This is a genomic window from Agrobacterium sp. K11 (genome assembly GCF_059429395.1).
The window spans coordinates 156,865-178,671 of record NZ_JCAHRB010000003.1; the positions used below are offsets into that span (position 1 = coordinate 156,865).

Annotated in this window: 24 protein-coding genes; 9 read left to right on the forward strand and 15 right to left on the reverse strand. The window is 59.9% G+C overall.

Annotated elements, in window-relative coordinates; translation table 11 throughout:
- Window positions 1-56: 56 nt before the first annotated feature.
- Both AC5SEO_RS05960 and AC5SEO_RS05965 read right to left on the reverse strand, forming a co-directional pair.
- Entirely contained in the window at window positions 57-863 is an 807-nt protein-coding gene (locus AC5SEO_RS05960; protein WP_174068077.1) for an AraC family transcriptional regulator, read from the reverse strand.
- 70 nt (window positions 864-933) lie between these two features.
- Complete coding sequence (locus AC5SEO_RS05965) at window positions 934-1,692, reverse strand: SDR family oxidoreductase (RefSeq protein WP_065658167.1); 759 nt, start codon at window positions 1,690-1,692, stop codon at window positions 934-936.
- 103 nt (window positions 1,693-1,795) lie between these two features.
- Between AC5SEO_RS05965 and AC5SEO_RS05970 the strand changes: the two genes are divergently transcribed.
- Entirely contained in the window at window positions 1,796-2,227 is a 432-nt protein-coding gene (locus AC5SEO_RS05970; RefSeq protein WP_013635666.1) for a winged helix-turn-helix transcriptional regulator, read from the forward strand.
- 9 nt (window positions 2,228-2,236) lie between these two features.
- On the opposite strand, the gene AC5SEO_RS05975 is transcribed toward AC5SEO_RS05970, so the two are convergent.
- Window positions 2,237-2,629, reverse strand: coding sequence for a hypothetical protein (locus AC5SEO_RS05975; RefSeq protein ID WP_003511926.1), 393 nt, complete (start codon window positions 2,627-2,629; stop codon window positions 2,237-2,239).
- 311 nt (window positions 2,630-2,940) lie between these two features.
- Between AC5SEO_RS05975 and AC5SEO_RS05980 the strand changes: the two genes are divergently transcribed.
- On the forward strand, window positions 2,941-4,503 hold the full coding sequence (locus AC5SEO_RS05980) for a helicase HerA-like C-terminal domain-containing protein (RefSeq protein WP_174068076.1): 1,563 nt from the start codon (window positions 2,941-2,943) through the stop codon (window positions 4,501-4,503).
- Between the two features lie 64 nt (window positions 4,504-4,567).
- Here the strand turns inward: AC5SEO_RS05980 and AC5SEO_RS05985 are convergent, their stop codons facing one another.
- Complete coding sequence (locus AC5SEO_RS05985; protein ID WP_174068075.1) at window positions 4,568-4,918, reverse strand: Atu4866 domain-containing protein; 351 nt, start codon at window positions 4,916-4,918, stop codon at window positions 4,568-4,570.
- A 14-nt stretch (window positions 4,919-4,932) separates the two neighbouring features.
- Window positions 4,933-5,655, reverse strand: a complete 723-nt coding sequence (locus AC5SEO_RS05990; RefSeq protein ID WP_174068074.1) for an SDR family oxidoreductase — start codon at window positions 5,653-5,655, stop codon at window positions 4,933-4,935.
- A gap of 122 nt (window positions 5,656-5,777) precedes the next feature.
- On the opposite strand from AC5SEO_RS05990, the gene AC5SEO_RS05995 reads away from it, so the two are divergent.
- Complete coding sequence (locus tag AC5SEO_RS05995; protein ID WP_025592731.1) at window positions 5,778-6,674, forward strand: LysR family transcriptional regulator; 897 nt, start codon at window positions 5,778-5,780, stop codon at window positions 6,672-6,674.
- A gap of 46 nt (window positions 6,675-6,720) precedes the next feature.
- On the opposite strand, the gene AC5SEO_RS06000 is transcribed toward AC5SEO_RS05995, so the two are convergent.
- From AC5SEO_RS06000 to AC5SEO_RS06010, 3 genes are all read right to left on the reverse strand, one after another.
- A complete protein-coding gene (locus AC5SEO_RS06000; protein WP_025592729.1) occupies window positions 6,721-7,503 on the reverse strand; it encodes a VOC family protein in 783 nt (260 codons plus the stop codon).
- Between the two features lie 100 nt (window positions 7,504-7,603).
- Window positions 7,604-8,092, reverse strand: a complete 489-nt coding sequence (locus AC5SEO_RS06005; protein ID WP_174068073.1) for a DUF1579 domain-containing protein — start codon at window positions 8,090-8,092, stop codon at window positions 7,604-7,606.
- Window positions 8,093-8,118: 26 nt separating this feature from the next.
- Window positions 8,119-8,847 carry a DUF899 domain-containing protein gene (locus AC5SEO_RS06010; RefSeq protein WP_025592728.1) on the reverse strand — a complete coding sequence of 243 codons (729 nt, stop codon included), beginning with the start codon at window positions 8,845-8,847 and terminating at the stop codon, window positions 8,119-8,121.
- 150 nt (window positions 8,848-8,997) lie between these two features.
- Between AC5SEO_RS06010 and AC5SEO_RS06015 the strand changes: the two genes are divergently transcribed.
- The 4 genes from AC5SEO_RS06015 (at window position 8,998) to AC5SEO_RS06030 (ending at window position 11,855) form a co-directional block, all read left to right on the forward strand.
- Window positions 8,998-9,444, forward strand: coding sequence for a MarR family winged helix-turn-helix transcriptional regulator (locus AC5SEO_RS06015; protein ID WP_013635660.1), 447 nt, complete (start codon window positions 8,998-9,000; stop codon window positions 9,442-9,444).
- Window positions 9,445-9,544: 100 nt separating this feature from the next.
- Window positions 9,545-9,967, forward strand: a complete 423-nt coding sequence (locus tag AC5SEO_RS06020) for a YciI family protein (protein ID WP_174068072.1) — start codon at window positions 9,545-9,547, stop codon at window positions 9,965-9,967.
- Window positions 9,968-9,992: 25 nt separating this feature from the next.
- Window positions 9,993-10,181, forward strand: a complete 189-nt coding sequence (locus AC5SEO_RS06025) for a hypothetical protein (RefSeq protein WP_174068022.1) — start codon at window positions 9,993-9,995, stop codon at window positions 10,179-10,181.
- Window positions 10,182-10,340: 159 nt separating this feature from the next.
- Window positions 10,341-11,855: an ABC-F family ATP-binding cassette domain-containing protein gene (locus AC5SEO_RS06030; protein ID WP_495363803.1), complete on the forward strand. Its 1,515-nt coding sequence runs from the start codon at window positions 10,341-10,343 to the stop codon at window positions 11,853-11,855.
- Window positions 11,856-11,897: 42 nt separating this feature from the next.
- On the opposite strand, the gene AC5SEO_RS06035 is transcribed toward AC5SEO_RS06030, so the two are convergent.
- From AC5SEO_RS06035 to AC5SEO_RS06045, 3 genes are all read right to left on the reverse strand, one after another.
- Window positions 11,898-12,659 (reverse strand): RES family NAD+ phosphorylase, encoded by a 762-nt coding sequence (locus tag AC5SEO_RS06035; RefSeq protein ID WP_174068070.1) that lies wholly within the window; start codon window positions 12,657-12,659, stop codon window positions 11,898-11,900.
- On the reverse strand, window positions 12,619-13,002 hold the full coding sequence (locus AC5SEO_RS06040; protein ID WP_174068069.1) for an MbcA/ParS/Xre antitoxin family protein: 384 nt from the start codon (window positions 13,000-13,002) through the stop codon (window positions 12,619-12,621). The genes AC5SEO_RS06035 and AC5SEO_RS06040 overlap by 41 nt, the downstream gene beginning before the upstream one ends.
- A gap of 96 nt (window positions 13,003-13,098) precedes the next feature.
- Window positions 13,099-13,521, reverse strand: coding sequence for an organic hydroperoxide resistance protein (locus tag AC5SEO_RS06045; RefSeq protein WP_003511906.1), 423 nt, complete (start codon window positions 13,519-13,521; stop codon window positions 13,099-13,101).
- Between the two features lie 193 nt (window positions 13,522-13,714).
- On the opposite strand from AC5SEO_RS06045, the gene AC5SEO_RS06050 reads away from it, so the two are divergent.
- Window positions 13,715-14,173: a MarR family winged helix-turn-helix transcriptional regulator gene (locus AC5SEO_RS06050; RefSeq protein ID WP_003511901.1), complete on the forward strand. Its 459-nt coding sequence runs from the start codon at window positions 13,715-13,717 to the stop codon at window positions 14,171-14,173.
- A gap of 54 nt (window positions 14,174-14,227) precedes the next feature.
- On the opposite strand, the gene AC5SEO_RS06055 is transcribed toward AC5SEO_RS06050, so the two are convergent.
- Together AC5SEO_RS06055 and AC5SEO_RS06060 are read right to left on the reverse strand one after the other, a co-directional pair.
- Entirely contained in the window at window positions 14,228-14,953 is a 726-nt protein-coding gene (locus AC5SEO_RS06055) for a L,D-transpeptidase (protein WP_174068068.1), read from the reverse strand.
- A gap of 159 nt (window positions 14,954-15,112) precedes the next feature.
- A complete protein-coding gene (locus AC5SEO_RS06060; protein ID WP_019564146.1) occupies window positions 15,113-16,021 on the reverse strand; it encodes a L,D-transpeptidase in 909 nt (302 codons plus the stop codon).
- 167 nt (window positions 16,022-16,188) lie between these two features.
- Between AC5SEO_RS06060 and AC5SEO_RS06065 the strand changes: the two genes are divergently transcribed.
- The gene (locus AC5SEO_RS06065; RefSeq protein ID WP_174068067.1) at window positions 16,189-18,909 is read left to right on the forward strand and encodes a heavy metal translocating P-type ATPase; all 2,721 of its coding nucleotides are present in this window, start codon (window positions 16,189-16,191) and stop codon (window positions 18,907-18,909) included.
- A gap of 45 nt (window positions 18,910-18,954) precedes the next feature.
- Here AC5SEO_RS06065 and AC5SEO_RS06070 read toward each other — a convergent pair whose 3' ends face one another.
- The gene (locus AC5SEO_RS06070) at window positions 18,955-19,920 is read right to left on the reverse strand and encodes an alpha/beta hydrolase family protein (protein ID WP_174068066.1); all 966 of its coding nucleotides are present in this window, start codon (window positions 19,918-19,920) and stop codon (window positions 18,955-18,957) included.
- Between the two features lie 260 nt (window positions 19,921-20,180).
- Window positions 20,181-21,806, reverse strand: coding sequence for a cisplatin damage response ATP-dependent DNA ligase (locus AC5SEO_RS06075; protein ID WP_003511896.1), 1,626 nt, complete (start codon window positions 21,804-21,806; stop codon window positions 20,181-20,183).
- Window position 21,807 lies beyond the last annotated feature (1 nt).

A 21,807-nucleotide genomic window follows, 5' to 3' on the forward strand; every position in this document is an offset into this window, starting at 1 on the left:
ATTGCAGCGTTGAGGCTTGGAGGCTCGCGTCTGTAGCCCTATTACCCCAACCTGCCCTACGAAACCGCTGCCCTATACGCCGCAGGCGTCACCCCGAACTGCCGTGCGAAAAACCTGTTCAAATGGCTCTGGTCGGAGAAACCGGCGAAAAACGCCACATCGGCGGGTGGAGCACCCTTGGCCAGCGCACCCCGTGCCAGATGCAGGCGTCGCTGCAAAAGGTAGCTGTGCGGCGTCAGCCCCGTGGTCTTGCTGAAGGATCGCAGGAAGCGGAACTGGCTCATGCCGGCCTCCTGCGCCAGATCGGTTAGGCGCAATGGCCGGGCAGGATCGTCATCGATCCTGCTTTTCGCCCGCCTTATGCTATCGGGCGCTGCCGTCTGGCGTGGTGTTGCCACTGTTTCCATTGCACCCACGAGCAGCATAAGGAGGGTCTCGTCGCAGCGAAGGGTGTCACCCGGGCGATCAGTTGCCGTCACGGCTGAAAAAAGCGCGCGGAACCGGTCTGCCAGAGGCCTGATGTCGACCGGATAGGCGAATTCGAAAAAGCCGTGATCCTTTTCGATAATATCGGCAATGGCGGCCTGCACGATATCGATGTCGAGATAGATCATCCGCCAGGCGCGCCCGCCCTCTCCCAGCGGAATGCCGTCATGAACCTCACCCGGATTGACGGTGATGACATGGCCGGCTTCAGCCTCCACCATGCCGCGCCCGCTCAGCGATTTCTGCGCGCCGCGCTCCACAAGGCCGATGCCGAACTGGTCGTGCATGTGACGTGGAAAAGAGCGGTCGCTATCCGCAACCACGGCAGCAATACCGGGCATGGCGGTTTTCGGCATCAGGAATTGACGGCTGCCCATGAAAAGCTGGCGCTCCCTATAAAGAGCGCCACGCTATCACAGGCGATGCGTCCGAGACAGGGCCGGGCCTTTACGGATGCATGCCGTTGACCATCGAAAACACCTGATCGAAATTGCCGTTCTGCGCGGCGAAACGCAGCGGCTTGCAGCGTTCCACAACCACTTCCTTCTCATCCGGGCGACCGCCGAGAATGTCCATCACTTCCGAAATGAAGGCCTCGAGCGGCATGGCTCTTTCGTCGCTTGCCTGGCCTTCCCCCATCAGCGTCGTCTGCACATAGGGCGGCACGATTTCGATGACCTCAACCGAGGTTTCTTTCAGCTGTTCGCGAAGTGCGACCGAGTAGGCGTGGATGGCCGATTTGGTGGCGCTGTAGGTTGGGGTGACCACCATGGGCACGAAGGCCAAGCCGGAGGATACCGTCAGCACTGTCGCTTCAGGCTGCTTGAGGAAATACGGCAGCAACGCCGCCGTCAGGCGAATGGGCGCCAGAAGGTTGGTGGCGATGGTTTCCTCCGCCGTGTCCAGATAGTCCGGGGCCGAGGCGATGTCCTCCGGCCGCATGATGCCAGCATTGTTGATGACGGCGTTGAGCGTCGGATGTGTCTTGATGAGATTGTCGGCGAAAGAGCGGATGCCTTCGGCGTCGGTCGCGTCCATGACCATCGCGGCCATGCCGGGATTGGCGGCCGTTACCTCATCCAGCACATTCTGGCGGCGGCCGGAAATGACGACCTTGTTGCCCAGCCGGTGAAACGCTTCCGCCAGCGCCCGGCCGATGCCGGAGCCGCCACCGGTGATGAGAATGGTGTTGCCTGTCGTTTTCATCGAAAAATCCTTTGCCTGTTGGATGACGGGAAATTAGCGGCTATACTCTCTATTCGTAAGTAGGCACCCAAAAGAATTATACTTACCCAAAGGAGAGTGTAAGATGAAACGGTATGCCGCCGATCCCATGATCGAGAACAGGCGCAAGTCTCCGCCGCCCACGGAAACCGATCCGGTCATCGAGGCGCTGGTTGAGGATATCATCGCGAAAGTGGCGGACAAATGGACGATGCTGATCCTTGAGGTGCTGGAAGAGCATGGCACGCTTCGCTTTACGCAGATCGGCAGGCTGGTCGGCACCATCAGCCAGAAGATGCTGACGAAAACGCTGAGGCAGATGGAAAGCGACGGACTGGTGCGCCGCACCGTGCACCCCGTCATTCCACCGCATGTGGATTATGGCCTCACGTCTCTCGGAGAGACCCTTGGCAGCGCCTTTTGCGGCGTGTGGATATGGGCGGAAACCCACCATGCGGAAATAGAAGAGGCGCGGCGCCGATTCAATGAACAGCCGCCGCGCCCCGCTATCGAATAAAATGTCGCCTTACGCGAACTGGCTGAGGCCCGGAACCGAAGCGATCACCTGATCGACAGTCTCATCGCCCGCGTGCTGGCGAGCAACGGCGATGGTTTCCTTGGCGAGCGTGGTGATTTCGCTCATGCCGATGCCCTGGCTCATCAGTTGCTGGCCGAGACCCATGATGCCGCCGCCGCCGATCGCGCTCATCAATCCGCCCAGCAGACCGCCGCCACCAGCGCCCTCGCCATTATACTGTGCCACGAGATCGCTGGCACCCGGAATGGCTTCGATCATGCGGGCGATCGGACCATCTGCCGCCTCGCGCTGGAGAAAACCCAGAATCATGCCAACAGCCTTTTCGGCCAGCGCAGGGTCTATGCCCGCCTTTGCGGCGATCTGGTCAACGACTTCGTTCATTCTTGCCTCCTGTTGAAAAACGACGCCAACACCGAATAACTGACGTTAACGTCAACGTAAAACAATCTCATGCCGCATTCAAGCGGGCGGCAGGCGGGTGCGGCAACTTTCATGAAGCGGTTTTTCTTCATCGCCATCAAGCAGTTGTTGCGCCTTGAAACTGTCCTTATAAGATCATCACAACCATACTATGAAAAGGCCGCTTTGGCAGTAGCGGCCAGAGGGTGCCGTAAAAGTTCAATTCGGACATGACCATCTTCAAATCGATCGCGATTTAAGGGGCATGCATCAGTCGCAGGAGAAAATGGTCGATGTTGCAGGACGGACAGATCTATATCGGGACCAGCCGCAATCCGGACGACAGCCTGAACAAGGGTGAATATCTGGAGCTGAAATTCGGCAACCGCCACGGCCTGATCACCGGCGCAACGGGCACGGGCAAGACCGTAACCCTGCAGGTTCTTGCCGAAGGTTTCTCGCAAGCCGGCGTTCCCGTTTTCTGCGCCGATATCAAGGGCGACCTTTCCGGCATCGCCGCCCAGGGCGAAGCCAAGGACTGGGTGCAGAAACGTGCCGAACAGATCGGTTTCACGGATTTTGCCTATGGCAAATCGCCGGTGATCTTCTGGGATCTCTACGGTGAAAAAGGCCATCGCGTTCGCGCCACCATTGCCGAAATGGGCCCGCTGCTGCTGGCGCGGCTGATGGATGCTTCGGAAGCCCAGGAAGGCGTGCTCAACATTGCCTTCAAGATCGCCGATCAGGGCGGGTTGCCGCTGCTCGATCTCAAAGACCTGCAATCGCTGCTGAACTACATGGGCGAGAATGCAAGTGCGCTGTCCAGCCAGTTCGGCCTGATTTCCAAGACCTCTGTCGGTTCGCTGCAACGCGGGCTGCTGGTTCTCGAACAGCAGGGTGCCGCAAACTTCTTCGGCGAGCCGGCGCTGAATATTGCCGACATCATGCGCGTCGGCACGGACGGGCGTGGCACGGTTTCGGTTCTCGCCGCCGACAAGCTGATGATGAACCCGCGCCTTTACGCCACCTTCCTGTTGTGGATGCTCTCGGAGCTCTTCGAGGAACTGCCGGAAGTGGGCGACCCGGAAAAGCCGCGTCTGGTGTTCTTTTTCGATGAGGCGCATCTGCTGTTTAACGACGCGCCAAGGGTGCTCGTCGAGCGCGTGGAGCAGGTGGTGCGGCTTATCCGCTCCAAGGGTGTGGGCGTCTACTTCGTGACGCAGAACCCGCTGGACGTGCCGGAAACCGTTCTTGCCCAGCTGGGCAACCGCGTGCAGCATGCGCTTCGCGCCTATACGCCGCGCGAGCAGAAGGCTGTGCGCACCGCAGCCGATACGTTCCGCCAGAACCCCGCCTTCAACACAGCCGACATCATCACCACGCTCGGTACGGGCGAGGCTCTGATTTCGACCCTGCATGACAAGGGCGCGCCCTCCATCGTCGAGCGCACCCTTGTGCGGCCGCCCTCGGGCCGCGTCGGGCCGCTCACCGACGCCGAGCGCAAATTGCTGATGGATACCGGCTCGCTTGCCGGTCAATACGACAGGGACGTGGACCGGGAATCGGCCTTTGAAATCCTCAACGCACGCGCCCAGAAGGCTGCGGAAGCCGAAGCCGCCAAGCGCGCGGAAGAGGAAAATGCCTCCAGCCAGTCCGACAGTGCCTCGGGACGCTGGCGCCTGCCCGGTTTCGGCGACGAGGAACCCACAAAGGCCTCCACCACCGGCGCCCGCAAGACGAGCGGTTATCAGCGCGAAACCGTGATCGAGGCGGCAATGAAAAGCGCCGCCCGCTCGGTTGCCACATCCGTGGGCCGCGCCATCGTGCGCGGCATACTGGGAAGCCTGAAGCGTTAAAACAGATAAACCGCCCGGCCTTGATCAGCCGGGCGGTTTTTATCCTGTTAGCGTGACGGTTGGTTCACGGCTCGCGATAGAAAATCATGCCGCCGTGGTAGAGCACATCGTCGATGAACTCGCCATCGGCGGTAAAGCCGGTATCATCCCAATAGTCGATATGGTTGCCCCTCACCTCGTAACGCCCCTGATAGGCGCTTTTGCGTTGGCCGCGCGCCTCATCATAGCGGCCATCAGGCAAAAGTTCCTGACGGATATGGCCGTCGCCGGTGACCCACATGCCGATATAGGGGTGGCTTTCGGTCTGGGCCATCTTGTCCATATTCCCTTTCACGGCACGATCCTCCTGATGGTGGCCGGTATCGGCGGCGGCCGTTGCGAGTACAAGGGCAAGCGATGCCGAAACAATCTTCATTGTCCCGGTCCTCCCTATGCGGCGGTCGGGCGGACGACGATTTCATTGACGTCCACGTCGTCGGGTTGTTCGATGGCATAGCGGACTGCGCGGCCAATGGCGTCCGGCTTCAATGCTATGGCTCGGTAGCTTTGCATCAGCTCCGCAGCGGCCGGATCGGTGATGGTGTCGGCAAGTTCGCTTTCCACCACGCCGGGATGAACGCAGGTGACCCGCAGGTCGCGGTTTTCCTGTCGCAGCCCGTCCGAAATCGCCCGCACCGCAAATTTCGTCGCGCAATAAACGGCAGCCGTGGGCGAAACGGCCAGTGCGCCGATGGAAGCGATGTTGACGATGTGGCCGGAAGCACGCGCGGTCATCTCAGGCAGAACGGCGGCGACGCCATAAAGCACGCCCTTGATGTTGACGTCGATCATGCGGTCCCATTCATCGACCTTGAGGGACGACATCAACGATAGCGGCATGATGCCGGCATTGTTGACGATGACGTCGATCCGTCCGAACGCCTTGCGTCCCGCCTCGGCAAAATCCTCGACACTCTGCCTTTCCGTGACATTAAGGGGATGGACGACAACCTCAGCGCCCGTTTGGCGCAGTTCGTGGGCCAAAGCCTGCAAACGGTCCATGCGGCGCGCACCCAGAACCAGTTTCGCGCCTGCAGCGGCAAGTTCTCTGGCGATACCCTCACCTATCCCGCTCGACGCACCTGTTATGAGAATAACTTTGTTCAATGTCATGGCTTTCTCCTTGGCTTTACGGCCCGCTTTTTCGAGAGGAGGCCGTTGCAGGAAAGATAAAGCTTTGCCATTGTCGTGATAATTACCTCAATGATAACCTCCATGGATAGATTTACTAACCAATGAATGTTGATCTCAACGCGCTTTCCACCTTCTGCATGGTTGCCGAGGAACGCAATTTTCGGGCTACGGCGGACAGGCTCGGCGTAACACGGTCAGCCGTCAGCCAGACCATCCGCAGGCTTGAAGAAACGATGGGGATAGCGCTCGTTCAGCGCACAACGCGCAGCGTTAGCCTGACGGAAGCGGGGCAACAGCTTTACGCCGATGTTTCGCCATCCATCGGCAACCTCATGCAAGCGACACAGGCCGCCTCTTCCCTGAGTGGAATGCCTCGGGGGCAATTGCGGCTTGCCGTTTCCTCGATAGCGGAGCGCTTCTTGTCCGGGCCATTGCTGGCGCGCTTTGCTGAAATCCATCCGGAAGTGCAACTCGATATTGTCGTGACGGACGAGGAATTCGATATCGTCGCCGAACACTACGATGCCGGCGTGCGGCTGGGGGAGCTGATCGCGCAGGATATGATTGCCGTTCCGGTTTCCGGGCCGCAGCGGCAGCTCGCCGTCTGTTCCCCGCAATATCGAGATCGCGTCACCTTACCGACGCAGCCGCGCGAACTGATCCATCACAGATGTATCGGCTGGCGGCCTCGTCCGGACGTTGCGCCATATCGGTGGGAATTTGCCGAAAATGGCCGGGAATTCGCGGTCGCGGTGCAGCCGGACTTCACCACCAACGACATGCAGTTGATGATAAAGCTGGCCTGTGCCGGCGCCGGCATCACATTCGGCATGGAAGAGACCTTCCGTCCCTACCTGGAGAGCGGCCAGCTTGTTTCCATGCTGGAGGACCATTCTCCGACTTTTGCGGGATTTTATCTCTATTATCCCAATCGACGTCATCTTGCGCCGAAGCTCCGCGCCTTTATCGATCACGTTCGGCTACCGAGAAACCGGTAATCTGCCGGAGTAGCCTCCGGCAGATCGGTATATCAGCCCAGAAGGGTTACTTCTTCTGCGACAGCAGCGAGAAGAAAGCGCCCTGCGGGTCCTGGCAATTGACGATCCAGCTCTCGCCGGGAACCTCCATCGGGCCGTTGACGACCTTGCCGCCACCGGTGCTGACCCGGGTGATGGCGTCATCGATGCCGTCGACGTTGAAATAATAACCCCAATAACAGGTGGGCGCACCCGCCATACATTTCATCATGCCGCCGACGACCTTGCCGTTATGGGCGAAGATGCGATACGGGCCCATTTCTGCGCCCATGTCAAAATCATGGTCCTTGGTCCAGCCGAAGACCTCACCGTAAAAGGCTATGGCGTCGTCGACATTGTTGGTGGCAAGTTCGTACCAGCCGACGTGACCCGGCAGGTTCTGCGTCTCCTGCGGAAAACCGCCGGTTTCCATCGGCAGCGGCGTCATGATGCACAGAACCGCACCGGAAGGATCAGCCACCACGGCGAAACGACCGATCTCCGGGATATCCTGCGGCGGACGCCTGACCGAACCGCCCTTTTCCGCGAAAAGTTTTGCCGTGGCGTCCACATCGTCAACGCCGACATAACCGGTCCAGTTGGGAGGAATGCCCTGGCCCTTGTGTTCTTCGGTCAGTTCCATGATGCCGCCCATGCCTTTGCCATCGGCTTCCAGCACCAGATAGGGCATTTCCGGCGAACCGAAATCCTTGGTCTGCCAGCCGGCGACATGACCATAGAAGCGGGCACCCTGCTCCATGTCAGGCGTCATCAGTTCAACCCATATGAATTTTCCGTGTGTATCGGACATTGAATCTCTCCGGGGTTATGGCGTCATTTCTCTGGCGATCGGCCGCCGCAGGACGCGGCAGCGCATTATTCGGCGTGATCGGGCAAATTCCGGCGGGGCGTCACGCCTTGCGCTGGAACTCCGATGTCATGAAAGTCTTGAAACTGCCATCCGGCTGCCGGACGCTGCCGGAAAAGCTGCGGTTATTGTCGTCGTGCAGCACCAGCACGTCGCGATAGGTATCGATGCGGCCCGAACCGTCAAAGGCCGGTCCTTCCGCTTCGAGTGTTAGGGTCTTGCCATCATCTTCCAGCCAGCCCTTGTAAACCCAGAGATTGGTCATCATCGACCCCACCCAGGTGCCGACGAAATGGCCCTTGGCAGGGTCGAAACCCACGGTGATGACAGCCGTCATCTCCGTCCCGTCAGGCATCTTGCCGGTGCCGTGCCCGATGATCCACAGCCCGCCGATGGAGCTGACGGTTTTGGTGAACCGCTGGGCGGGGTCATCGGGATCGTATCCCTCATGCCCGGAACTGGCGGTCATGACCCAGTCGCCGACGATCCTGCCCAGGAACGCGTGTTCCTTCTGCGGCTTGGCATTTTCCATTGTCGTCTCCTCCTCCTCGTCCTATTTCAGTGGCAGCAAGACGCGGCCTTGGGCTCGTCCTCGTACTGGTCGTGCCGGCGCACCCAATCCATTACACCGTCTTCATTACGGCCTTTTGGCACCAGATCGAGCAGCATCAATGTACCGAGCGTCTCTTCCATGCCGCGGGCATAGGCGGAATAGCTATGGTAAATCCTGCCGTCCTCGCCCTTGGCGAAAATGCTGACGCCGTGCAGGTCCTTCAGGTCGCCCATCGGCTCGATCTCACGGTAATTGTAGGTGATCGCCCCGCTCTCGATATCCTCATCACGGAAGGAGGCCTGATAATCATAGTTGAAGTCGCTGCCGTTGGCCGAGACCCAAGGGAATTTCCAGCCCATGCGTTTTTTATAGGCCTCGATCTTTTCGAGCGGTGCGCGCGAGACCGCAACGAAACCCGCATCGCCGTGCTTCAGGTGAACCATCGCACCATCGACATGGTCGGCGAAAAAGGAACAGCCGGTGCAGCCCTCCTCCCAGTCGGGTGCCAGCATGAAGTGGTATACGATGAGCTGGCTGCAATTGCCGAAGAGTTCCTTCAGCGATTTCGGGCCGGACGGCGCGTCGAAAATATAATCTTTCGTCACCTCTTCCCATGGCAATGCGCGGCGCGCCTCGTTCAGCCTGTCGCGCGCGCGGGTCAATTCCTTTTCCTTCACCAGCAGATCGCGGCGGGCCGCAAGCCACTCCTCATTAGAAACGACGGGATGAGACATGATCTTTCCTCCTTGGATCCGTCTTTCACCACGGCACCACTCCGCTTCCATGGTGGGCGCCGCCTGTGTCTGCATTGAAAGCCAGGAAAACCGTCAGCAAGGCGACAGGTTCCGCTTGACTAATTACGTTGATATCAACATATATAGTCCATGTCAAACGCCAGCGTGATTCCTTTTTCGGCAACTCTTTTAGTGCGGGACTCCTGTCTTTGCCTGCATGCGCAACGTGCAGCGCGGGCGCTGGCGCGGCTGTTCGATAACGCATTGAAGCCCGTCGGCATCAACAACGGCCAATTTTCCCTGCTGATGTCGCTCAACCGGCCGGAGCCGCCGCCGATGGGGCCGGTCGCCAATCTTCTGGCCATGGACCGCACGACGCTGACGGCAGCGCTGAAGCCACTGGAGCGGCGTGGGCTGGTCAGTATCGAGCAGGACCCAAAGGACAAGCGCGGCAAGCGGCTGCGGCTGACGGTGGAAGGCATGGCCGTACTCACCGCCGCCTTCCCCATCTGGCAACAGACCCACGCCGAAATCGAGGCCCGCATCGGCAGCGGCGACCCCGACCGGCTGCGCCGCGACCTCATTGATCTCGGCTGACGGGAAAGCGGCATACTGCCACTTTTACCCGTGAAAATGTCATCTGCCCGTCGTGCCGGACGGCGAAACTAACGAGGAAGACGCAACAAGGGAGGAAACCATGCGTGTTATCGTTTTCGTAAAGGCCACCCGCAGCAGTGAGGATGGCATAATGCCGACCACCGAACTGATGGAAGCCATGGGCAAGTTCAACGAGGAACTGGTCAATGCCGGCATCATGCTTTCCGGTGATGGCCTCCACCCTTCCTCCAAAGGCAAGAGAGTTGTTTTCGATGGTGAAAGCCGCAGCGTGATCGACGGCCCCTTCCCGCACACCAACGAGCTGGTTGCAGGCTTCTGGCTCTGGAAGGTGAAGGACATGGATGAGGCCGTGGAGTGGGTGAAGCGTTGCCCGAACCCGATGCTGGAGCGCAGCGAAATCGAAATCCGCCCGATGTTCGAAATGGAGGATTTCGGCGACGCGGTGACACCTGAAATCGCCGAACATGTGGAAAAACTGCGCGAGCGCGTGGCAAAACAGTAAGGGCGCCGCGCTTGAGGGCTGGAGAATGCGGGTCGCCGTATTCTCCGGCTCCACCCGCCTCTTCAAAAGCCATTGCCTCGAACCCCTGCCGCTGTTAATTGTTGAACGGTTGAACACGTATCAAGAAAGGAGGCTTCGCATGGATATTTCCTGCTTCTGGCGCAACCGCCAGATCTGCCACCTTTTTGCCCTGCAGACGCGTTTGCAGGGCTGACCGGAACACCAAAACTCTGGTTTGCCCGAAAGGCCGCGCAGAATGCAGCTTGTCTGCCATTGCGCATGTTTTCACGACGGATCACCTCGAAGCGATATCCCGTACTGCATTGTCGCAGACCACGGTTCGTCACAGATCCGTTTTGCCAGAGACAATTTCATGACCCTTATCACGCTTCGAAACCTCGGAATCATTCTGGGAAAGCCGCTTTTTTCCAATCTTGGCCTCACCGTGAATGCCGGAGACCGCATCGGCATCGTCGCTGCGAATGGCCACAGCAAATCCACCCTACTGAATTGCCTTGCCGGTGAACTGGACGCTACCAGCGGTGATATCACCCGGCTGCGCGGGCTGACGCAGTCCATCGTCCACCAGCACCTGCCCTCCCCGCTTTTGGAAAAGACGATGCGGGACGCCGTGCTTTCCGCCCTGCCGGCGGATGAGATCGACAATGAGAGCTGGCGCGCCGACATTATTCTTGATGCCATGCTGGTGCCGGAACCCTATCGTCATCGCCATTTGAAAGAGCTGAGCGGTGGCTGGCAGCGACTTGCCATGCTGGCGCGGGCGTGGATCACCGAGCCTGACGTTCTCCTGCTCGATGAGCCGACCAACCATCTCGACCTCGAAAAAATCAACGTGCTGGAAAGCTGGCTCGGTCAATTGCCGCGCGACACGGCGGTCGTCATCGTCAGCCATGACCGCGCCTTTCTCGACAATATCACGAAGACCACGCTGTTCCTGCGGCCGGAAAATTCGGCACTGTTCCGGCTGCCTTACGGCCATGCGCGTGCGGCACTCGAAGAGGAGGATGCCGCCGATGAGCGGCGTTTCCAGCGCGACATGAAAACCGCGCAGCAATTGCGCCGGCAGGCCGCCAAGCTCAACAATATAGGCATCAATTCGGGCAGCGATCTTCTGACTGTCAAGACCAAGCAATTGCGCCAGCGTGCCGAGAAACTCGAGGAGAATGCGCGCCCAGCACATAGCGAGCGCTCCGCCGGCAAGATCCAGCTCGCCAATCGCGGTACGCATGCCAAGGTTCTGGTCACTCTGGAGGATGTGCCGGTCTCGACGCCGGACGGGACATTGCTGTTTCGCACCGGCCGGCAATTTGTCCACCAAGGCGACCGCATCGTCATTCTCGGCCGCAACGGCGTCGGCAAGACGCGGCTGATCTCACTTCTGAAAGCGGCGATAATGGATGAAGGCCAAATACAGGACGGCATAAAGGCCACGCCTTCGCTGGTGGCCGGATATGTCGATCAGTCGCTTGCCGAAATCGACGACGACAGCACGCCATTTGCGCTCATGACCCGCCGATTCGACATTGGCGACCAGCGCATACACGGCCTGCTTGCGGGTGCCGGTATCGACATGGAAATGCAGAAACGTCGCATCGCAACGCTTTCCGGCGGCCAGAAGGCGCGGCTCGCCATGCTGGCGCTGCGGTTGGCGGAACCGAATTTCTACCTGCTGGACGAGCCCACCAACCATCTTGATATAGATGGGCAGGAAGGGCTTGAGGCGGAAATCATCAACCGTTCGGCCAGTTGCGTCTTCGTCTCGCATGACAGGAGTTTCGTGCGGGTGGTCGGAACACGTTTCTGGCTGATCGACAAGCGCAGGCTGGTGGAAGTCGACGATCCCGAAGCGTTTTTCGCGTCGGCATGAGGCCCGTCAAACGGGCTGAGAGTAAAACAAGCGAAACGCCCGTCAGCCCAGCAGGCTGGCGAGGCGTGGATCACCGGAAAAATCCGCGACCGCAAACCCTGTTCTGCGTATCGGAAATTCGCACAGTGCCTGCACCCCGGTCTTCGACAGGCGGATGCGCCAGCTCATCCGTTCCACCGGCATTTTTTCGGCAAAGGCTTTCGGCGACAGTACCGCGATATTGAGGCCACCTGCGGGATCACGCACCGAGCGGTAGAGGATCGCCTCGATCTTCGCCAGACGCGCCTGCTCGGCCAGCGCCTGGCATGGCTCGTAATTCTGCAGGTCGGTCCACAGCGCCTCGTCCCGGTTCAATTCCGGTTGCGTCAGGTCCAGCGCCGCATCGGTGGCGATACGGGCGGCAAACGCGGAATAGTCGGCGGGATTGGCAGGCAGCGGTGTGCCGGGAGATTCCGCATAAAACAGCAGCCGGTAGAAGGCCATTTCGGCAAGCGCGGTTTCCACCTTGGCTGCGGCGTAATAAACGCCTTCGGTAAAGCCAGCCCGGCGGAAACGCGAGCCATGTGGATATGCCGCACCATACCGGAAGGGCGTGGCAAGAAGATAGTCGAGCCCGGCGCATTCCGGCGGAAAGGGCCGCTTGCTCGCCTCCAGAATATCTTCCAGCAGCGATTGCTCCTCCACCGTATCCACCAGCTTCATGGTGGAAACCTGATGCTGCGCTTCCACCAGCCGCCAGTATTTTCCCGATGCGGCGCGCTTTTCAGACAGGAGCGCGTCGGGCGTCCAGATAGGAGAGGACATCGATCAATCCGGTAATGGTGGTGAGCCTCTCGGCAGGCACGGCGTTGAGCGCCGTATTGTGATTGCGCAGCCAGTTTTTGGCTACCGCCTCGTCGCCGCCGGCGATTGCATCCAGCGAACGGAAAACCCGGATCAGCAGCACCGCAAGCTCGAAAGACTTGGCGCCCGGCTCCAGCAGGAAATCGAGCCGCTTCATACGCGACACCGTCGGGGCGGAAACACCGAGAATATCCGCGGTGCGGGCGGCATTAAGGCCCAGCCGCTCGGCAGCGGTCACAACGGCCTTGGTGACGACCCTGCCCTGCGAAGCAAGATCCATGGCGGTCTTGGCGTGAATATTCATGGTATATATCCTTTCCTTAGAAAGAATATAGCACTTTTCTTTCCATAAACAAGAAGGCCGGGGATTAACCCGGCCTTGCTGCTGGAACTTGCTGGGTCAGGCCACAGAGACCGGCACTTCCGTGGAGGTGCGCATGGCGTGGCTGTAAGGGCACACGATGTGGGCGGCGGCTACCAGTTCTTCTGCCTTTTCGCGCTCAAGACCGGGAATGTTGACCTTCAGCGACACTTCGATGCCGAAGCCGGTGCCGTCTTCGCGCGGACCGATGCCAACGGTTGCCGTCACAGTCGTGTCTTCAGGAATCTTTACCTTCTGCTTGCCGGCGACAGCCTTCAAGGCGCCGAGGAAGCAGGCGGAATAACCGGCTGCGAAAAGCTGCTCCGGATTGGTGCCGCGGGCGCCATCGCCGCCGAGTTCCTTCGGAACGGTCAGCGTTACGTCGAGTACGCCGTCTTCCGACTTGGCGTTGCCGGCGCGGCCACCGGTGGCGGATGCTTTGGTCGTGTAGAGAATAGGCATGGCATTTACTCCCGTTGGGTTGGTGTTGGGTTTCTTATAATGCGCAATTCAATTGTGCGCAATATAATTTTGCACATTGAATAAAAAATTGTTTTTTGCGATAATTTCACGAAATTTCGCCGCGCATCCATGTGGCAGGAACCGAAAGGCAGGGCTGATTGTTCCCTTCCCGGTTGATTTTTGGAGCAGAACAATGGGCGCAGAGAGCGACGACACCAATTTGGAAAGCCTGTTGAGGCTGGACCAGCAGATATGCTTTGCCCTTTACGGCGCGGCGCACGCTTTCACCCGCGCCTATAAGCCGCTGCTGGACCCGATCGGCCTGACCTATCCGCAATATCTGGTCATGATGGCCCTGTGGGAAAAGGAAACCTCCACCGTCAAGGCGCTCGGTGAAATGCTGGGCCTCGATTCGGGCACGCTTTCGCCGTTGCTGAAAAGGCTGGAACATGCCGGGCTGATCACCCGCAAACGCGGAACTGTTGACGAGCGGCAGGTGCTGGTGGCCGTAACGCCCAAGGGCGCCGATCTCAAAAAGGAGGGCGTGAAGATCATGGCGGCAATCGGCGACGCCACGGGCTGCGGGCTGGAGGAACTGGTGCAACTGCGGGACCAGGTGAATGCGCTGAAGGAAAATATCGCCCGGCCGTGATCCCGAAAAAACAAAGGCGGCACAAGGCCGCCTTTTTATTCGAACAGGCTTGGCTTACTGCCAAACAACCACACGCGCCTTCTGCGGCACGCGGTCATAGAGGTCGATGACGTCCTGGTTCATCAGGCGTACGCAGCCGGAAGAGACGGCCTTGCCGATGGAGTTCCATTCCGGCGATCCATGCAGGCGGTAAAGCGTGTCCTTGCCGTTCTGGAAGATATAGAGCGCGCGGGCACCGAGCGGGTTTTTCAGGCCCGGTGGCATGCCGCCGTTCTTGGAAGAATATTTGACCAGTTCCGGCTGGCGGGCGACCATTTCGTCCGGCGGGGTCCATTTCGGCCATTTCTGGCGCCACTGGATGACGCCTTCGCCGGACCAGGCGAAACCATCGCGGCCGATGCCGACGCCGTAACGCATGGCGCTGCCGCCCTGCTCCACGACATAGAGGAAACGCGAGCGCGTATCCACGACGACGCTGCCGGGGCGTTCGCCGGTCGGATCGACTACGCGCTGACGATAATAACGCCGGTCGATCTTCTGATAGGGAACCGCGGGAATGACGTAACCGCCATCCTCGACCGAACCGTACATGACGGCCAGTTCCGCATCGCTAACGCCCGACGAGAACATCTGGCGGAAATCGCTGCCGATGCTGCTCGCCTGCTGGCGAATGGCTTCACCCGTGCCGGAAGAAGCGCAGCCCGCCAGCAACGAAGCGGAGGAAATACCCAGAAGGGAAAGGAAAGTGCGTCTGGAAAGATCTGTGTCGGTGCTTGTCATAAGGCCGGATTGTCCCACATTTCGAACGGCTATATCGCCGTTGTACATCGTTTGTTCCACGTACACAGGCGTATTGCGAAAATAGTTAACCGACCGCTAAAAGCCAGCCAGAAGGCGCTGGGGGAACCCCACGATGCAGCGCTTTCTTTTAGAAAGTGGTCAGATAACCACAATCTGTGCGCCCTTCGGTACGCGCTCGTAGAGGTCGATCACATCCTGATTGAGCATGCGCACGCAGCCGGACGAAGTTGCCTTGCCGACGGACTGCCAGTCGGGCGTTCCGTGCACGCGGTAAAGCGTGTCCTTGCCGTCCTTGAAAATGTAAAGGGCACGCGCGCCGAGGGGGTTGTTGAGACCCGGCGTCATGCCGCCATTGGCGGCGGAAATGGAGGTGAGTTCCGGCTGGCGCCTGACCATTTCGTCGGGCGGCGTCCAGCGCGGCCATTTCGCCTTCCACTGGATCTTGCCGCGACCCGACCAGGCGTAACCGTCGCGCCCGAGGCCAACGCCATACCGGATAGCCTTGCCGCCCGGCTGCACCAGATAGAGAAAATGCTGCTTTGTATCCACGACGATTGTACCCGGCGCTTCCGCCGTCTGGTAGCTCACCTCCTGCCGGAGATAACGCGGATCGATGCGACCATAGGGAATGGCCGGCAGGGACCGGTCGTCATCGCGGATCGGGCCATACATGACCCGGTGCAGCGGATTGGAGACCGGAAGGCCATAGGCCATCGCCTGACCCTGCGCCTGCGGCACATTCAATCCCTGCACCTGCGGCGCGCTCAGGCCCTGCCCGCGCACCGGCGGACCGTATTCCTGATGGAAGCGGGTTCTGAACAGATCCGGCGGGCGCGTGGAAAGCTGACCCGGCTGTGGTGGCAGTTCCGGCTGGCGATTAGAGCTTACGGAATTGAAATTGAACACCGGCGCCGTTTCCTGAACGAAGACGTCCGGGTTCATCCGGCTCGTATCCGTCACGAAAAGGCAGCCGCTCAGGAAAGGCAGCAGCGCAATAACCGCCAGCGAGGCCGCCCGGCGGCAGTTTTTCAATAGGAGTGCTGTCATCTGAACCGCTTCATGAAACCAAGTTTGAAGGCATGATGCATTGCGCGGCTGGCGCGAGGCTGGTGTGTGCCTTTCAAAAAAAATCGGAAAAGCGCATTTTTGCCCTTGAACCTCTAGTTGCTAGAGGTGCCAGATTGGCTGTCGAGTGGAATTCAGGAGCTAGAACCATGAATATTTCGACACGCGGCAGTTTGAACGGGGAATCAGGAGACCTGACCTTCACGGTCGGCGGCATGGATTGCGGCAGCTGTGCGGCGAAGATCGAAACGGCGCTCTCCCGCCTGCCCGGCGTTGCCGACGTCAAGGTCTCCGTTGCGCGCGAAAGGCTGAACCTTTCGCTGGCGGAAGACAAAACGTCGGTCGCAAAAATCGAGGATACGCTGCGCAAACTTGGCTTCAAGCCCGCTTTGCTGCCGCAGGACAAGGCTCCGCGCGAAAAGATTGCGGCGGAACATCACGATCATGGGCATGATCATGACCATTCATCGTGCGGTGGTCATCACCATGCGGAAGCAGCACCGAGCATCGAGCAGAACAATGCCCTGGCCTTCTCTGTCGGCGGCATGGATTGCGGCAGCTGCGCGGCCAAGATCGAAACGGCGCTCTCGCGTCTGCCCGGTGTTGCCGACGTCAAGGTATCCGTTGCGCGCGAAAGGCTGAACCTTACTCTGGCAAACAACAAAACCCCGGTCGAAAAGATCGAGGACACGCTGCGCAAGCTCGGCTTCAAGCCTGCCTTGCTGCCGCAGGAAAAAACCGCACTTGGCAAGGTCGAAGAACATAATCATGATCATGCGGACGACCATGACCATGGATCATGCGGCGGTCATCACGGCCATGATCACGATCACAAACATGATCATTCAGGCCACGACCATTCGGGCCATGACCACGCCGACCACGACCATTCAAGCTGCGGCGGCCACCATCATGACGATGCGAAGCACGCGCATAGCCACGGGAGCGTTGAAACCGTCGCGCAGAGCGCCGACATAGGCCACGCCCATGGCGCGGATGAAAAAGGCGTGTGGTGGCGCACCGCCAAGGCGCGCAACACCTTCACCGGCACCATTCTCGTGGCCGTTGCCTATGCGGCGGAGCTCGGCTTCCCGGCATGGGGCAGTTACGCCTTCATCGTCGCAACGCTGGTCACGCTGTTTCCCATTGCGCGCAACGCCTTCAACGCCGCGCGTTTCGGGGCGATCTTCACCATAGAGATGCTGATGACGATTGCCGCCATCGGCGCCATCATCATTGGCGAGGCGGAAGAAGCGGCCATCGTCGTGCTGCTGTTCTCCGTTGGCGAGTTGCTGGAGGGCTTTGCCGCCGCACGTGCCCGCTCGGGCATCAAGGCTCTCGGTTCCCTGCTGCCAAAAACGGCACTGGTGGAAGAAAACGGTACGCTTCGGCAGGTGGCCGCCGATAAGGTTCGCATCGGCCAGGTGGTCGTGGCGCGTCCGGGCGACCGCATTGCCGCCGATGGCGTGGTGATGGAAGGCGAATCCAGCGTCGACGAATCGCCGATGACCGGCGAGAGCATTCCGGTCGCCAAGGAAAAAGGCGCACGCGTCTTTGCGGGTTCGATCAACCATGATGGTTCGCTGCGCATTCGGGTCGACCGTGCGCCGGAAGACAACACCATTGCCCGCATCATCACGCTCGTTGAAGAAGCCCAGGATGCCCGCGCCCCGACCGAGCGCTTCATCCAGAACTTCTCGCGTTATTACATGCCGCTGATCGTCGCGATTTCCGCACTTACCATCGTCGTGCCGCCGCTTGTGGGCCTTGGCGATTGGGACACCTGGATTTATCGCGGTCTCGCCCTGCTTCTGATCGGTTGCCCCTGCGCACTCGTCATTTCCGTTCCGGCTGCCATCGCCTCCAGCCTTTCGGCTGCGGCACGGCACGGTATGCTGGTGAAGGGCGGTGCGGTTATCGAGATGCTGGCACGCACCGAAACCGTGGCCTTCGACAAGACCGGCACGCTGACGCTCGGCGAACCTGTCGTGACGGATGTGGTGGCTCTTGACGGCAACGAGGCCGGGCTGATCGCGCAAGCCGCGACCATCGAGAACGAGTCCAGCCATCCGCTTGCCAGAGCCATCGTCAACCATGCCAACAAGGCAGGCGTAACTCCCCTGCCCGGCTCGGAGATCAAGGCGATTTCCGGTCGTGGCATGCAGGGCACCGTCGGCGGCAAGCGCCTGTTCATCGGCGCGCCGCGTTTTGCAACCGAAGTCGGGACCGTATCGACGGAACTTGCAGAGCGCATTTCCGCACTGGAAAGCGAAGGCAAGACCGTGGCCGTCGTCATGGCCGAGGGTGCGGCAAGCGGTCTCTTCGCCATGCGCGACGAACCGCGCAAGGATGCGGCAGAAGGCATCAAGGCACTGAAGGAGATGGGTATTTCCTCGCTTATGCTGTCTGGCGACAATGCCCGCACGGCAAAGGCAATCGGCAACAAGCTGGGACTTGAAGCGCGCGGCGAACTCCTGCCGCAGAACAAGGTCGAGGAAATCCGCAAGCTTGCCCAGAAGAAAACCGTGGTGATGGTGGGCGACGGTATCAACGATGCGCCCGCCCTCGCGGCTGCAAGCGTCGGTGTCGCCATCGGCTCAGGCACGGATGTGGCGATGGAAGCGGCGGATGCAGCGCTGATGCGCAACAATGTCGGCGATGCTGCCCGCCTGATCGGCCTATCGCGCGCCACCATGCGCAATATCCACCAGAACGTAACGATCGCGCTCGGCCTGAAGGCGGTATTCCTGGTAACAACGGTTACCGGCCTCTCCGGCCTGTGGCTCGCTGTCTTCGCCGACACCGGCGCTACGGTTCTCGTCACCGCCAATGCCATGCGGCTGCTCGGCTACTTCAAGAAGAGCGCCTGACTTTACGAGAGGGCCGAAAGCTGCAAAGCGGTTTTCGGCCCTTTTTTATGCAAATTCGTTGAAAAAGCGGATGCTTTCCGTCACGGCGCCCGGCACCACGCCATTGTGTGTGCCGGGCAGCAGTTTTTTGTCGACCTTGAATCCCGAATACACGGCGCGGTCGACGAAAAGCTGGTGATCGGCGTCGAACGGGCGCTCCTCCGTGCCGCGCAGCAACAGCGCCGGGCATTTGAGGCTGGGGCCGAAACAGACCGAAGAGCGCATGATGAATTCCCGCTCGTCGGTTTCGTCGAAACAGAGTTCGTCCGAATAGCGGTTGAAGTAACGCCATGAATTGACGCCCGCCGAAATCGGCGCGGCGGCACGGAATTTGCGGCTCATGGCGGCCAAGAGCGTCAGCGTGCCGCCATTGGAATGCCCGGCGATGAAGAAGCGTTTCCTGTCGACACCGGGTAGGCTTTCCAGATAGGTCGCCGCCGCCAGCGCATCCGCTGTTTCGTCGTAGAAACCGGAATAATTGCCGTTCTGGCCGTTTTCGCCCCGGAAGGACGGCAAAAGCACCACGAAACCCGCCTCCCAATAGGGCTTCATCATCGCCCAATGGCCGTCACCGGTGGCGTTGCCGCCGTGCAGGAAAAGCACCGCGGGTTTGAGTACCGTCGAGGGCTGATAATGGGAAAGCCAGGCCACAAGCTCGATGGAACCATCCGGCCCGCCACGATAGGTGACCCGTTCCGCGCCCGGCGGTGTGCCGAGCGGCGATGATTTTTCCGGAGCGGACATTTTGCGCAGCAAATGGGTATGGAACCGTTTGCGCGCCTCGCCGTAATCCTGCTTTTCCAGCGGCAGCACTTCGGGCGTGGGAATGCCCGCTTTCGCACCCGCGGGCAGAAGTGCCGCTGCTGACAGGCCCATGGCACCCACAAGCAGATTGCGCCGCGTCAGGCTCCTTAAGGTCGCGCCGCTTTCTTCCTGTCCGAATGCTGAGGAGAGAAAGCGTTTATCTGGCATATGCGCACCTGAGTGATCAAAACATTAGAAGCAGTTCAGCACTGCGGCGAGAGGCTGTCCAATCACGGATTCGCGAATGACAACAATGTATTCGCAGCCATCATGGCATTTTCTGGACAAAACATTCCCTTACTCCTGGGCTTGTTACAGGAATCCAGTCGACGCGCATCGGCTCGGCGGTAAGAGTCCCATCAGCCCAAGGACTTGGGCTGGCTGGATCCCTGTGACAAGCACAGGGATGAGGGAGGTAGCGGGGACCCCTACCCATCAACGCCATCGATCATCGCCACAAGCGTCGCCAGGCGATCCGCCTCCGCCGGGAGTTTGTCGGCGCGAAGCCTCGCAATGCGTGGAAACCGCATGGCAACGCCGGATTTGTGGCGGTTGGAACGGTTGATGCCCTCGAAAGCCACCTCCAGCACGAAACCGAAATCCGGCGTGGCGCGCACCGCGCGCACGGGTCCGAAACGCTCGACGGTATTGTCGCGCACGAACTTGTCCAGCACTTCAAGCTCCGCATCGGTAAAACCGAAATAGGCCTTGCCAACCGGCACCAGCTGTTCACCATCCTCCCCTTCCGCCCATACGCCGAAGGTGAAATCGGAATAATAACTCGAGCGTTTGCCGTGGCCGCGCTGCGCATACATCATGACAGCATCGATATTGTAGGGATCGCGTTTCCACTTGAACCACGGTCCCTTGGCCCGGCCGGCCTGGTAGGCGCTGTCGCGGCGCTTGATCATGACGCCTTCGATCACCGGATCGGGCGGCGCGGCGCGCAGCGTATTCAGCTCGTCCCATGTTGAAAAACCGATGAGCGGAGACAGGTCGAAGCGGTCATGCGGGGCATGTTCGATGATATCCGACAGGCGGCCACGGCGTTCTAGATAGGTCTGCGCGCGAATGTCGCTCTCGCCATCGAACAGCAGGTCGTAGGCGCGGATGAAGGCCGGATAGTCATCCTGCATTTTGGCCGTCACCGTCTTGCGGTTCAGCCGTTGTTGAAGGTCGGAAAAGGTGCGCGTGAGATTGTTGGAGCGCGCCGTGCCGCCAATCAGCAATTCACCATCCATCACGCCTTCGAAATCGATGGCATCGAGCACGTCGGGAAATGCGCCGGAAATATCGTCGCCGGAGCGAGAGTAGAGTTTGCGCGTCTCGCCTGCGCGGGAAAGCTGCACACGGATGCCGTCCCATTTCCACTCGGCCGCATAATCGGCAGGGTCCAGACCATCGAGATCGCCGTCTGCAACCGGGGTGGCCAGCATTACCGAGTGAAAGATGGCGGGCGTTGCCAGAACCGGTCGCTCGGACTTGCCCTCCAGCCAGGCGAAAAGCGTCGTGTAAGGCGGCGTCAGACCGTGCCAGAGGGTTTCGATTTCGATGATGTCCTTATCTGCGAAATCCGCCAGTGCCTGCCGCGCCAGCCGCGCCGAAACGCCGATGCGAAGGCTGCCGGTTGCGAGTTTCAGGAAGGCGAAACGCGAGGAGGTATCGAGCCGGTCGAGCAGATCGCGCACCGCTCCGCGCACTTCGGTGCGGCCGAGCGAATTCATCAGCGTCACGACTTCGCCAAGACGGGGATCCTGCGCCTCGGAATCATCCAGACCGCCGATATTGCCCCAGACCAGCGAGATGGTCTCGGCCAGGTCGCCGACATAATCGTATGAATAGCGGAACAGCACCTCGTCCATGCGCTCCAGCACCAGCTCGCGCAGCATTGCGGGCTTGACGCTTTTGAGGTCCAGCGTGCCGGCAATCGCCGCCAGCCCATACCCCCGGTCTGGGTCAGGCGTATCGCGGAAATAATCGGTCAAAAGCTTCAGCTTGCCGTTGCGCGATGGGGTGAGGACAAGTCTGTCGAGAAGGGTGGCGAAGGCTTTCATC